This is a genomic window from Caballeronia glathei (assembly GCF_000698595.1).
Lineage (GTDB): Bacteria > Pseudomonadota > Gammaproteobacteria > Burkholderiales > Burkholderiaceae > Caballeronia > Caballeronia glathei.
In genome coordinates this window covers 24397-37512 of sequence record NZ_JFHC01000054.1, presented here as the reverse complement: position 1 = coordinate 37512, position 13116 = coordinate 24397, and the positions used below count along the sequence as shown (strand labels likewise).

The 13116-nt window shown below is 66.0% G+C and carries 10 protein-coding genes; 4 read left to right on the top strand and 6 right to left on the bottom strand.

Features of this window, described 5'->3' with window-relative positions; all coding sequences use genetic code 11:
• Positions 1 to 97: 97 nt before the first annotated feature.
• From BG61_RS27360 to BG61_RS27350, 3 genes are all read left to right on the top strand, one after another.
• A complete protein-coding gene (locus BG61_RS27360; RefSeq protein ID WP_035933453.1) occupies positions 98 to 1441 on the top strand; it encodes an Nramp family divalent metal transporter in 1344 nt (447 codons plus the stop codon).
• Positions 1442 to 1693: 252 nt separating this feature from the next.
• Complete coding sequence (locus BG61_RS27355; protein WP_051672813.1) at positions 1694 to 2971, top strand: phospholipase A; 1278 nt, start codon at positions 1694 to 1696, stop codon at positions 2969 to 2971.
• A 55-nt stretch (positions 2972 to 3026) separates the two neighbouring features.
• Positions 3027 to 3230 carry a DUF1289 domain-containing protein gene (locus BG61_RS27350; protein ID WP_035933457.1) on the top strand — a complete coding sequence of 68 codons (204 nt, stop codon included), beginning with the start codon at positions 3027 to 3029 and terminating at the stop codon, positions 3228 to 3230.
• Between the two features lie 51 nt (positions 3231 to 3281).
• On the opposite strand, the gene BG61_RS27345 is transcribed toward BG61_RS27350, so the two are convergent.
• The 6 genes from BG61_RS27345 to BG61_RS27320 all read right to left on the bottom strand — a co-directional run bounded on the left by BG61_RS27345 (position 3282) and on the right by BG61_RS27320 (position 11991).
• Positions 3282 to 4436, bottom strand: a complete 1155-nt coding sequence (locus BG61_RS27345; protein ID WP_035933459.1) for an NAD(P)H-dependent flavin oxidoreductase — start codon at positions 4434 to 4436, stop codon at positions 3282 to 3284.
• Positions 4437 to 4592: 156 nt separating this feature from the next.
• Positions 4593 to 6017 carry an aldehyde dehydrogenase family protein gene (locus BG61_RS27340; protein ID WP_035933461.1) on the bottom strand — a complete coding sequence of 475 codons (1425 nt, stop codon included), beginning with the start codon at positions 6015 to 6017 and terminating at the stop codon, positions 4593 to 4595.
• A gap of 125 nt (positions 6018 to 6142) precedes the next feature.
• Positions 6143 to 7735 (bottom strand): ABC-F family ATPase, encoded by a 1593-nt coding sequence (locus BG61_RS27335; protein WP_035933463.1) that lies wholly within the window; start codon positions 7733 to 7735, stop codon positions 6143 to 6145.
• A gap of 213 nt (positions 7736 to 7948) precedes the next feature.
• Positions 7949 to 9394 (bottom strand): threonine synthase, encoded by a 1446-nt coding sequence (thrC, locus tag BG61_RS27330; protein ID WP_035933465.1) that lies wholly within the window; start codon positions 9392 to 9394, stop codon positions 7949 to 7951.
• Between the two features lie 10 nt (positions 9395 to 9404).
• Complete coding sequence (locus BG61_RS27325; RefSeq protein ID WP_035933466.1) at positions 9405 to 10727, bottom strand: homoserine dehydrogenase; 1323 nt, start codon at positions 10725 to 10727, stop codon at positions 9405 to 9407.
• A gap of 25 nt (positions 10728 to 10752) precedes the next feature.
• The gene (locus BG61_RS27320) at positions 10753 to 11991 is read right to left on the bottom strand and encodes a pyridoxal phosphate-dependent aminotransferase (protein ID WP_035933469.1); all 1239 of its coding nucleotides are present in this window, start codon (positions 11989 to 11991) and stop codon (positions 10753 to 10755) included.
• Between the two features lie 629 nt (positions 11992 to 12620).
• Between BG61_RS27320 and BG61_RS27315 the strand changes: the two genes are divergently transcribed.
• Positions 12621 to 12995, top strand: a complete 375-nt coding sequence (locus BG61_RS27315; protein WP_035933471.1) for an Mth938-like domain-containing protein — start codon at positions 12621 to 12623, stop codon at positions 12993 to 12995.
• Positions 12996 to 13116: the final 121 nt, after the last annotated feature.

The window sequence follows — 13116 nt, the reverse complement described above, 5'->3', positions numbered from 1 at the left end:
CGGCGCACGGCGACGGCACCGTCCGTCGCCGCCATATCTCACGGGCTTTCACTGGCACGCCGCATTCCGTACCAGCTATTCGGGGCAAGCATCTGCAATGAACAGCAATCCCTCCGCACTCATGCCCGCGACCCGGCCCGAGCGAGCGCCGTCCGGGCGCGATCCTCACGACGAACGGCTGCGCCGGCGCCCGGCCGGACCGCCGCGCGGACGTTGGTTCTCGTTTGTCGGCGCGGGCGCGCTCGTCGCGGTCGGCTACATGGACCCCGGCAACTGGGCGACGGCGCTTGCGAGCGGCGCAAGGTACGGCTACCGGCTGCTCGGCGTCGTGCTGTTCGCGAGCCTGATGGGCATGCTGCTGCAATGGGTGGCGTCGCGGGTCGGCGTGGTGACGGGACGCGATCTCGCGCAACTGTGCCGCGAGCGCTTCAGCCGGCGCACGACGCTGTTCCTCTGGATAGCGTGCGAAATCGCGATCATCGCCTGCGATGTCGCCGAGGTCGTGGGCAGCGCGGTCGCGCTGCAACTGCTGCTCGGCGTCTCGCTGACGACGGGCGTCCTGATGTCCGCGTTCGCCACCTTCGCGATGCTCGCCCTGCAAAGCCGCGGCAAACGGCCGCTGCAGATGGCGATCACGGCGCTGATCTTCTTCGTCGGCTTCTGTTTCGTGGTCGAGCTCGCGCTGGCGCGCCCGGCGTGGCACGCCGCGCTCGCCGGACTGGCGCCGCCGAAGGAACTGCTGCGCGATGCCGGCATGATCTGGCTCGCGGCCGGCATCCTCGGCGCGACGGTCATGCCACACAACCTCTATCTGCATTCGGCGCTCGTGAAGGAGCACGCGCCGCAACGCGACGACCCGTCGATCTCCGAGGCCCTCTACGGCGTGAACATCGACACGTTCGCGTCGCTCGCGCTGGCATTCACGGTCAATGCGTCGCTGCTGATCGTCGCGGCGGCGGTGTTTCACGCGAGGGGATACGTCGACGTGGAGGATCTCGCCGACGCCCACCGGCTCATCGCGCCGCTCGTCGGCACGCAATGGGCGAGCATTTTCTTCGCGGCGGCGCTGCTCGCCTGCGGGCTCAACGCGACGGTCACCGGCACGCTAGCCGGACAGGCGGTCATGGAGGGCTTTTTGCGCATCACGATCGCACGCTGGGCGCGAGCGCTCCTCACCCGCGGGCTCGCGATCGGGCCGGCGCTCGTCGCCGTCGGCGCGTTCGGCCAGCACGGCTCCAACCAGTTGCTCGTGGCAAGCCAGGTGGTGCTCAGCCTGCAGCTTCCGCTCGCCGTGATTCCGCTCGTGCGCTTCGCCTCCGACGCCGGACTGATGGGGCGCTGGCGGGTCGCGCGCATTCCGCTCGCGCTCGCATGGGCGTGCGCGGGAATCATCGTCGCGCTCAATGTCGCGCTGCTCTCGCAGCTCGTGCGCGGCAACTGAAGTCACACGCGGGTCATCCGAGGACATCGGCCGGCATCGGGCGCCACCTGTCGGGCGCGCCTTCAGCACGTTTACAATTACACCCCTGACATCGCTTTTGTCCTGAACGCCGCGACGCCGGCACACGCTGACGAACGCCGGATGGCCCGCGCCGCGCCCGTCCGGCCGGGCAGAAGTTCGACAAAACGCCACCCCGGGCATGGACACGCTGGCCCGCTCCCTGCCCGCATCACGATCGAGGACGACCATTACATGGCCCGATGCCCCCCGCGTCCCGAAAGACGCGCCACACGACGCAACTTCGCATTGCTCCTGCGCGTCTGCGCGCTCGTCATTGCCGTCGGCTGGACGGGCGCGGCGTGCGCGACCGTCGCCGTGCTCCAGCCTGCTCGCGAAGCCGCTGCGCAGCAGCCGCTCGAGCTGACGCTGCTCTACACCGACGACGACGCCAGGCCGCTTACCGTCGAAGTGCCGAAGCAACTGAACGTGACACTGACCAACGGCGATCTGCCGCCGCAGCCGCTCGCGCTGCAACGCGATCCGGCCGTGCCGGACCGGCTGACGCTGCGGCCCGGGCAATACCGGCGGGTGCGCTTTTCCGCGCCGTGGCCCGACTCGGCGCGCGGCACGGTGAAAATCGATCCGGTCGGCTTCGATTCGTCGCCGATGCTCGTCACGCTCAATCGCGGCGAAAACCAGGCGCAGGTCGTCGCGGCGGAGCGCGAGGAAGCGCAGGCGCGCACCCCCGCGCAGCTGGCGAGCGCGAGCGCCGCGGTCAATACGGCAGCCGTGCCGACCACGACCGACCGCATGCTGAGCGGCCGTCTCTCGACGTTCGAGCCGATGTATTTCGCCGACGGCCAGAACGGCGACAACCTCGCCAAGTTCCAGTTCAGCTTCAAGTACCGCCTGTTGCTGCCGGACGACCCGCGTTCGCGCGCCCTGCTCGACAACCTCTATTTCGGCTACACGCAGACGTCGATCTGGGATCTGTCCGCCGATTCCGCCCCTTTTCGCGACACGAGCTACCAGCCCCAGTTGTTCTACTACCTGCAGGACACCGGGTGGAAGAGTCCGCTCTTCACGCGCATGGGCGTGGCGGCGGGCTTCGGCCACGAATCTAACGGCAAGAGCGGCGACGAGTCGCGCGCGATCAACATCGCGTTCGTGCGGCCGACGTGGGAGTTCGGCGACATCAATTCGAACCACCTGACGCTGTCGCCGAAGTTCTATTACTACATCACGAAGCAGGGCAACGAAGACATCGCCGACTATCGCGGCTATGTCGATTTTCTGGTGAAGTACGGCAGCCCCGACGGCTGGCAGCTCGCCACCACGCTGCGCAAGGGCACGAAGGCGTGGTACGGCAGCGTCGACGCGCAACTGACCTATCCGCTCGCGAAGCTCATCAGCAGCGCGTGGGGCGGCTATCTGTTCGTGGGGTACTTCAACGGCTACGGCGAGGACATCCTCGACTACAACCAGCGTCATCACTGGATCGCGCGAATCGGCTACAGTATTGCGCGCTGAGGTTTTTTTCCGCTTCGCCCGCGCCTTGCCGCGGGCAGGCGCCAACAGGTTTCCTATGTCATCGAATCTTCACGGCTTGCCCGACAGCCCCTGCATCGGCGTGTGCTCCACTCTCTTCGACGAAGTGTGCAAGGGCTGCGGCCGCACCGCGGTCGAGGTGTCCAACTGGGTGTTTCTCTCCGACGACGAAAAACGCGCGATCTGGGAGCGCATCACGCGCGACGGAACCGCCATGCGGTTCAGGAACGACCGGCTCTGAGCGTTACCCGGCGCCATGGTGCGCCGCCGGGCGCGGCCGGGCGGTCTCTCTTCAGGCCGCCGCGGGCGCGCGGCCGGTCAGCATCAGGTCGAGCAGTTCGCGCACGCTTCGGATCGCCGGGCCGAACGGCAGCGCCTCGCGGCCCCGGAAGAACAGCCCGTTCGCGACATCGCCGCGCAGCGCCGCCGCAAGCCGCGTATCGATGCAGAAATGGCCGAACTTCTCGATGCCGTCGCGCAAGCCGCACACGGAAAGACACTCGAGCCCGGTCGGGCAGACCTGCTGGCGCGCGCCGATTTTCGTGCGAATCCGCTCCTCGTTGCGCAGATAGCGCGCGAGCCACGGCGTTTTCACGGCGCGCGCGGGCAGCCCGGTCACGCTGACGAAATCGACGATGTCGTCCGGCTGGGCCTCAGCCAGAATGCGCTTGAAGGCGGGGTGCGCGTCGCCCTCCTCGGTCACGGCAAACGGCGTGCCGAGCTGCACGCCCGCCGCGCCCGCCGCGAGACACGCGCGCAACGCCGCGTGGCTGTTGATCCCGCCCGCGACGATCAGCGCAATGCGCATGCGCCCGATGCCCAGGTTGTCGAACGTCTGCATGGTCTCCTCGATCACACGGGCGAAGTGAAAGCGCGCGTCCCCGATGTCGCCGACGTTTGCGACGCCCAGATGACCGCCCGCATGCGCGGGATGCTCGATGACGATCGCATCGGGCAGGCGGTTCTTTTTCATCCATTTCTTCAGCACGAGCGCGATGCCGCGGCTGTCCGAGAGGATCGGGATCAGCGCGATATCGACGCTCTCCGTGAGATCGGGCAAATCGAGCGGCAGGCCGGCACCCATGACGATGGCGTCAGCGCCCGCGTCGCAGGCGGTCTTCACCGAGTCCGCGTACGAACTGACCGCGCGCATCACGTTCACGGCGATCATGCCGCGGCCTTCGCTCAGGCGCCTCGCCGCCGCGATTTCGCGCGCGAGCGCTTCCTGGTTGGCTGCTTCGAAGGTCGCGCGGTCCGGGCTTGCCTTGCAGCGCTCGACGAGGTCGGGATGGTGGTGGCGCAGGTCGATGCTCGCGATCGTGCCGAGCGCGCCTTCCCGCGCGACGGAACCCGCAAGGCGGTGCGCCGAAACACCGACGCCCATTCCGCCCTGGACGATGGGCAGCAGCGTGCGGCCGCGGATGGTCAGCATGGGCAGGTCGGTCATTGCGAGTGTGTCCTTCGATGAATTCAGATTTTCGGAGTCTGATCGAAGGAACGGCCCGAGGGCTTGCGGCGGGTCAAGCGAAAGCGGATATGCGGACGAACACGCGGGCGAACCGGCGCGCGACCGTTCGACGCGCCCGCGCGATCCGCCCTGACCCTAGCTTTTCAACTGCATCGACTTGTACTCGAGATATTCCTCCAGTCCGTACTTGCCGTTCTCGCGACCGTGGCCCGACTGCTTGAACCCGCCGAACGGCGCGGCCATGTTCCACGCGCCGCCGTTGATATCGACCTGCCCGGTGCGAATGCGTCGCGCGACGCGCAGGGCGCGCTCGTCGTCGCCCGACCAGACCGCGCCGCCCAGACCATAGAGCGAGTCGTTCGCGATGCGGATCGCCTCTTCCTCGTCCTTGTAGGTGAGGATCGACAGCACCGGCCCGAAAATCTCTTCCTGCGCGAGGGTCGCCTTCGGATGAACGCGGCCGAACACCGTCGGCTTCACGTAAAAGCCGCGCTCGAGGCCGGCGGGCCGGCCGGGGCCGCCCGTCACGAGTTCCGCGCCCTCGTCGATGCCGCGGCGCATGTAGTCCTGCACGCGCGCCTCCTGCGCCGACGACGCGAGCGGCCCGAGCCGCGTCGTCTCCCTGTGCGGGTCGCCCGGGACGAACGCCTCCGCCGCCTGCTTCGCGAGGCCGCGCGCCTCCTCGTAGCGCGATTCCGGCACGATGAGCCGCGTGTGCGCCGAGCACGTCTGCCCCGAGTTCAGGAAGCATGCGCCGACGGTGCCCTTGATCGCCGCGGGGAAATCGGCGTCGTCGAGCACGACCGACGCCGACTTGCCGCCGAGCTCCAGCGCGACGCGCTTGACCGTCGCCGACGCCAGTTCGGACACGCGCTTGCCCGCCCGCGTCGAGCCGGTGAACGACACCATGTCGACCGACGGATGGCTCGCGAGCATTTCGCCGACGACCGGCCCGTAGCCGCTCACGAGATTGAACACGCCCGCGGGCAGCCCCGCCTCGTGAATCACCTCGGCGAGCACGAACGCGTTGAGCGGCGCGACTTCCGAGGGCTTCAGCACGACCGTGCAGCCGGCCGCGAGCGCGGCGGCGACCTTCAGCGTGATCTGGTTCAGCGGGAAATTCCACGGCGTGATCCCCGCGACGACCCCGACCGGCTCGCGCACGACGAGCGAGTTGCCGACCTTCTCCTCGTACTGGAACTCGCTCGCGAGCTTCGCGTAGGCGTTCCAGTTGTAGACGGGGCTGCCGACCTGGATCGCGCGCGCGAGCTTGATCGGCATGCCGACTTCGCCCGCGATGAGGCTCGCGAGCTCGTCGGTGCGCGCTTTCAGCGCTGCGGCGATCTTCGCGAGATAGTCGCCGCGCACTTTCGCGGGCGTCGCGGCCCAGGCGTCGAAAGCGAGCCGCGCGGCCTCGATGGCCGCCTCGGCGTCGGCGTCGCACCCTTCCGGGATGCGGCCCATGACGGCTTCCGTCGCGGAATCGATCACGTCGATCGTGCCGTCGCCCGACGGCTTGTGCCATTTGCCGCCGATATACAGCTGTTCGCAGATTTTCATGTCCTGTCTCCGGTGGATGACGACATTCTACGAGGCTTCCGGAATGCAAAACGGCCCGCTTCTGCCGAAGCGGGCCGTTCTGGAACGGTTCCGGGTGCTGGTTCGGGCCCCGGAAGGCGCTGAACTTACTGAATGCCCTGGCTCGTCAGGAATTCCTCGTACGTGCCGCCGAAATCGCGCAACGTGCCGTCGTTGCGCACTTCGATGATCCGGTTCGCGAGGCCGCTCACGAACTCGCGGTCGTGCGACACGAAAATCAGCGTGCCGTCGTACTTTTCCAGCGCGATCTGCAGCGATTCGATCGATTCCATGTCCATGTGGTTGGTCGGCTCGTCCATCAGCATCACGTTGTGGCGGCCGAGCATCAGCTTGCCCCAGATCATGCGGCCCTTTTCACCGCCCGACAGGACCTTCACGGACTTCCGGATGTCGTCGGCGTTGAAGAGCAGCCGTCCGAGCGTGCCGCGCACCATCTGGTCGTCGTCGCCGTCCTGACGGAACTGGTCGACCCAGTCGGTGAGCGTCTCGTCCTTCGGAAACTCTTCGTACGTGTCCTGCGGCATGTAGCCGACGTTCGCGTTCTCCGCCCACTTCACCGTGCCGCCGTCGAGTTCGATCGCGCCCTTGAGCGACTTGAGCAGCGTGGTCTTCCCCGCGCCGTTCTCGCCGATGATCGCGATGCGCTCGCCCGGCTGGACGCTCAGATTGAAGCGCTCGAAGATGGTGCGATCGTATTTCTTCGTGATGCTGTCCGCGACGACCGCAATGTTGTACAGCTTCTTCTCGAAGTCGAAGCGGATGAACGGGTTCTGACGCGACGACGGCTTGAATTCCTCGATCTTGATCTTCTCGATCTGCTTCGCGCGGCTCGTGGCCTGGCGCGCCTTCGACTTGTTCGCCGAGAAGCGGCGTACGAAATCCTGCAGATCGGAGACGCGGTCCTTGGCCTTCTGGTTCGCGGCCTGCTGGCGTTCCTTCGCCTGCGTGCTCGCGAGCATGTAGTCGTCGTAGTTACCCGGATAGACCTTCAGCGTGCCGTAATCCATGTCCGCCATGTGCGTGCAGACCTGGTTCAGGAAGTGCCGGTCGTGCGAGATGATGATCATCGTCGAGTTGTACTGGTTCAGCACGTCTTCGAGCCAGCGAATCGAGTTGATGTCGAGGTTGTTGGTCGGCTCGTCGAGCAGCAGCACGTCGGGCTTCGAGAACAGCGCCTGCGCGAGCAGCACGCGCAGCTTCCAGCCCGGCGCCACGTTGCTCATCGGACCGTCGTGATCGGCGATCGCAATGCCGATGCCGTGCAGCAGCTCGCCCGCGCGCGCTTCGGCCGTGTAGCCGTCGTATTCGGCGAACTTCGCTTCGAGTTCGGCGGCGCGCATGTAGTCGTCGTCGGTGGCGTCGGGGTTCTCGTAGATCGCGTCGCGCTCGGTCATCGCGGCCCACATTTCCGTGTGACCCATCATGACGACGTCGAGTACGCGCATGTCTTCGTACGCGAACTGGTCCTGGCGCAATTTGCCCAGACGGACGTTCGGCTCGAGCATCACGTTGCCGGAGCTCGGCTCGAGGTCGGCGCCGAGGATTTTCATGAAGGTCGACTTGCCGCAGCCGTTCGCCCCGATCAGGCCGTAGCGATTTCCTTCCCCGAACTTGACCGAAATGTTCTCGAAGAGGGGCTTCGGCCCGAATTGCATGGTGATGTTGGCAGTAGACAGCACAGCGCGTCCTTTTGAATGATGTACGGCGAAAAACCGCGTATTTTAGCAGTTTTTGAAGCGTTTTTGCGGATTAATCCGATTTCGGTGCCGGTTGCTCACGTTGCAACGGGCCGGCTGCGGCGCGGCCGCGGCGGCACCCGGAAAAGCACACAAGCAAAACGGGGCGCGGCAAGCCTGCCGCGCCCCATGTGTCCCGCCGATGCGCCCCCGTTTTCAGGTGCGCTCGGCGATATAGGCTTTCACCACGTTCGCATCGGCAGGCACGATATCGAACCTTTGTGGCAGTTTTTCAAGTCCAACGAACGCGGGCGGGCGTTCCGGCTCGCGCAGGAGCGCTTCGCGGATCGTCTCGCCGAACTTGATCGGCTGCGCGGTCTCCAGCACGATCATCGGCACGCCGGGCTGAAGGTGCTCGCGCGCCACTTTCAGGCCGTCGGCGGTGTGGGTGTCGATCATCGTGCCGTAGCGCTCGAACACGTCGCGGATCGCGTCCACGCGGTCGGCATGGCTGCTGCGGCCCGACACGAAGCCGAATTCCTTCACCCGCGCGAAATCGCCGCTCGCCGCGAGATCGAAGCCGCCCTTCTCCTCGACGTCGCGGAACAGTTGCAGCACGCGCGCCGGATCGCGCCCGAGCAGGTCGAACACGAAACGCTCGAAATTCGACGCCTTCGAGATGTCCATGCTCGGGCTGGTGGTGTGATACGTCTCGTCGGCGCCGCGCACGCGATACACGCCCGTGCGGAAGAACTCGTCGAGCACGTCGTTTTCGTTCGTCGCGACTACGAGCTTCTCGACCGGCAGCCCCATCATGCGCGCGATGTGTCCCGCGCAGACATTGCCGAAGTTGCCCGACGGCACCGTGAACGACACGCGCTCGTCGTTGCTCTTCGTGGCCGCGAAATAGCCCTTGAAGTAGTAGACGACCTGCGCCACCACGCGCGCCCAGTTGATCGAATTGACCGTGCCGATCTTGTGCGCGGCCTTGAAGGCGTGGTCGTTGGACACCGCCTTCACGATGTCCTGGCAGTTGTCGAAGTTGCCCTCGACGGCGAGATTGAAGATGTTCGGGTCCTGCAGCGAGAACATCTGCGCCGTCTGGAACGCGCTCATTTTCCCGTGCGGCGACAGCATGAAGACGCGCACGCCCGCCTTGCCGCGCATCGCGTATTCGGCGGCGCTGCCGGTGTCGCCCGAGGTCGCACCGAGAATGTTCAGCGTCTCGCCGTGTTTGCGAAGCGCGTACTCGAACAGGTTGCCGAGCAACTGCATCGCCATGTCCTTGAAGGCGAGCGTCGGCCCGTTCGAGAGCTCCAGCAGCGAGAGCGCCGCGCCGTTCTCGACGCCGAGCGTCTTGAGCGGCGTGATCTGCGCGGCGGCTTCCTCGTCGCGCACGTTGCTGTAGACGTCGGCCGTATAGGTCTTGCGCGTGAGCGAGCGCAGGTCGTCGGCGGGAATGTCGTCGCTGAATTTCGAGAGCACTTCGAACGCGAGGTCCGCATACGACAGGGTGCGCCACCGCGCGAGTTCTTCCGCCGGTACGCGCGGATACTGCGTGGGCAGATAAAGGCCGCCGTCCCTGGCGAGCCCGCCGAGCAGGATGTCGGAAAACGTGTGGCGCTCGGAAAGGCCGGCGCCGCGCGTCGAGATGTAGTTCATGGCTTGAATCCTAGTTCAGCGCTTCCATGCGCAGCTTCGTCACTTGCGAGACGACCGTCGAGAGCGCCTCGATCTCCCGAATCGCCGCGTTCACGTTCCGTTCGACCGTCTCGTGCGTGATCAGGATGATGTCGGTCTCGCCCTTGTCCACGCCGTCGACCTGCTCCGATTCCTTCTGCAGCAGCGCGTCGATGGAGATGCGCTTGTCGGCCAGAATGCGCGTGATGTTGGCGAGCACGCCCGTCACGTCCGCGACGCGCAGGCGCAGGTAGTAGCTGCTCGTCACGTCCTCGATCGGCAGGATCGGCGTGCTGGAGAGGCTGTCCGGCTGGAACGCGAGGTGCGGCACGCGATGCTCCGGGTCGGCCGTGTGCAGGCGCGTGACGTCCACGAGATCGGCGACGACTGCCGAGGCGGTCGGCTCGGCGCCCGCGCCCTTGCCGTAATAGAGCGTCGTGCCGACGGCGTCGCCGTGCACGACGACCGCGTTCATCGCGCCTTCCACGTTGGCGAGCAGGCGCTTTTCCGGAATCAGCGTGGGATGCGTGCGCAACTCGATGCCCTTCTCCGTGCGCCGCGCGATCCCGAGCAGCTTGATGCGGTAGCCGAGGTCCTCGGCATAGCGGATGTCGATCGCCGCGAGCTTGCTGATGCCTTCCACGTACGCGCGCTCGAACTGCACCGGCACGCCGAACGCGATCGCGCTCATGATCGTCACCTTGTGCGCGGCGTCGACGCCTTCGATGTCGAAGGTCGGATCGGCTTCCGCGTAGCCCAGGTCCTGCGCCGCCTTGAGCGCGGTCGCGAAATCGAGGCCGCGGTCGCGCATTTCCGAGAGGATGTAGTTCGTCGTGCCGTTGATGATGCCCGCGATGTATTCGATGCGGTTCGCCGTCAGCCCTTCGCGCAGCGCCTTGATGATCGGAATGCCGCCCGCCACCGCCGCCTCGAACGCGACCATCACGCCTTTCGCGCCCGCCGCTTCGAAGATCTCGCTGCCGTGCACGGCGAGGAGCGCCTTGTTCGCGGTGACGACGTGCTTGCCGTTCGCGATCGCGCGCAGCACGAGCTCGCGCGCCACGCCCGTGCCGCCGATCATTTCGCAGACGATGTCGATGGACGGATCGTCGACGACGGCGTTGAAGTCGTTGGTCACCGCGATGCCGGCCGCCGCCGCGGCCGCGGCCTTTGCCGGCGTGCGCACGGCGACGCGCGCGATTTCGATGCCGCGGCCCGCGCGGCGTTTGATTTCTTCCTGGTTGCGGCGCAGTACCGTAAAGGTGCCGCTGCCGACCGTGCCGAAGCCCAAGAGTCCAACTTTGATCGGTTCCATGCAGCGTGTTTCTTATAGTGAGGGGTTAAGCGGAGTGGCGTTTGCGATAGCCGCCGAGAAAGCGCTCGATGCGGTTGATCGAATCGGCGAGATCGTCGACGTTCGGCAGGAACACCACCCGGAAGTGATCCGGCGTCGGCCAGTTGAAGCCCGTGCCCTGCACGAGCAGCGTGCGTTCCTCGAGCAGCAGGTCGGTGATGAACTGCTGGTCGTCCTCGATCGGGTACATCTTCGGATCGAGCTTCGGGAACATGTAGAGCGCCGCCTGCGGCTTCACGCAGGATACGCCAGGAATCGACGTCAGCATGTCGTACGCGAGTTCGCGCTGCTTGAAGAGGCGCCCGCCCGGGACGATCAGGTCCTGGATGCTCTGGTAGCCGCCGAGCGCCGTCTGGATCGCGTACTGCCCCGGCACGTTCGCGCACAGGCGCATCGAGGCGAGGATGCCGAGGCCCTCGATGTAGTCGTTCGCGCGGCGCCGGTTCTCTTCGATCAGGCCCGAAATGAACATCCAGCCCGCGCGGTAGCCGCACGACCGGTAGCTCTTCGAGAGACTGTTGAACGTCACGGTCAGCACGTCCTCGGAAAGCGCCGCCATCGAGGTGTGCTTCTGGCCGTCGTAGACGATCTTGTCGTAGACCTCGTCGGCGAAAATGATGAGCCCGTGCTGGCGCGCGATCTCGACCAGTTCGAGCAGCAGGTCGTCCGAGTAGAGCGCGCCCGTCGGGTTGTTCGGGTTGATGACGACGATCGCCCGCGTGTTCGGCGTGATTTTCGCGCGGATATCGTCGAGATCGGGCATCCAGCCGGCGCCCTCGTCGCAGATGTAGTGGCGCGGCGTGCCCGACGAAAGGCTCACGGCCGCCGTCCAGAGCGGGTAGTCGGGCGCGGGCAGCAGGACTTCGTCGCCGTCGTTGAGCAGCCCCTGCATCGCCATCACGATCAGTTCCGACGCGCCGTTGCCGATGAAGATGTCGTCCAGCTCGACGCCCGTCACGCCCTTTTGCTGCGTGTAATGCATGATCGCCTTGCGCGCGGCGAACACGCCCTTCGAGTCCGAGTAGCCCGACGACGTCGGCAGGTTGCGGATCATGTCCTGGATGATTTCGTCCGGCGCATCGAAGCCGAACGCCGCCAGATTGCCGATGTTGAGCTTGATGATCCTGTGCCCTTCTTCTTCGAGGCGCTTCGCGTGTTCCAGCACGGGCCCGCGGATGTCGTAGCAGACGTTTTGCAACTTGTTGGATTTGAGAATCGGTTTCACGGCTGGCGGCTCTGGGTAATCAAGCTGGCTGAAAAGGCGGTCTGCGGTATGAACGCTGGCTGATCGGAAAAACGCGGAACATCCTGGAAAACATTGCAAAACTTCGACAATACGCCGCGAGGCGCCCGCGTGACCCGCTCACTTGCGAGGCTGGCGCAGTCAACCGGCGGCTGAACGCGCTCTGCATGGCCTGGCTGCGATTCGCGCGCGAAGGTCAAGGCGGGCGCGGACGTCAACGGGCAAACAGGCCAGGCACGAGGCCAAACAACGAAGCCGACAGCGAGACCGGCAAGGCAATCCGGCAGGGCCGCGACGGATGGAGGCGGGATCCTGCCCGGGACCGGCGGGTTGCCGGCGTGAGTCACCGGGGTCAATCGCCGGGCCAAATCGCCGGGTTGGATCGCAACTCGAAGGCGGCTTGTGGCGGCGCGCGAGTGCAATGGACGCCGCACGAGCAGGCCCGGCGGCTAAAAAGTTATAATTTAGCGGATTATGGCTGACTTCCGCAATGCACCAATCGAAGGCGCGGGAAGGCGCGGCGCCTGTTCCGGCTTTCCGCGGCCGGCGTGCGCGTCGTGCGGAAGCGCCTTTCGTCTCCCGCCATCACCCTCGCTAGTCGGAACATCGATTTGAAACTGCACCAGGAATCCAGCGGCGCGCTGAACACGATCACGAGCTACGGCGACGGCTACGTCGCGATCAATCTGGAACGCCACGAAGGCAGCGTCATCATCATGCCGCAGACACCGGTGCTCGCCTGGCCGGTGTCGTCGTTCGAGGCGCTCCTTCCCGAGCATTTCGAGACGCTTCTCGCGGCCGCGCCCGAAGTGGTCATTTTCGGCAGCGGCTCGCGGCTTCGCTTTCCGCATCCGCGCCTCACTGCCCAGCTCGCGAAGCACCGGATCGGTGTCGAGACGATGGACTTCGGCGCGGCCTGCCGCACCTACAACATTCTGATGTCCGAAGGCCGGCGCGTCGCCGCGGCGCTCCTGATCGAAGCCTGAGCACGCGGCCGTCCGCAGCGCGGCAACATCACAAATTGGCAAAAACGGCTTCGCAGTGCGGTAAACTCGCGCCCGTCGTCCGGGATGCCGTCCGATTCCGCTCACGCGTCCGCCGGGGCAC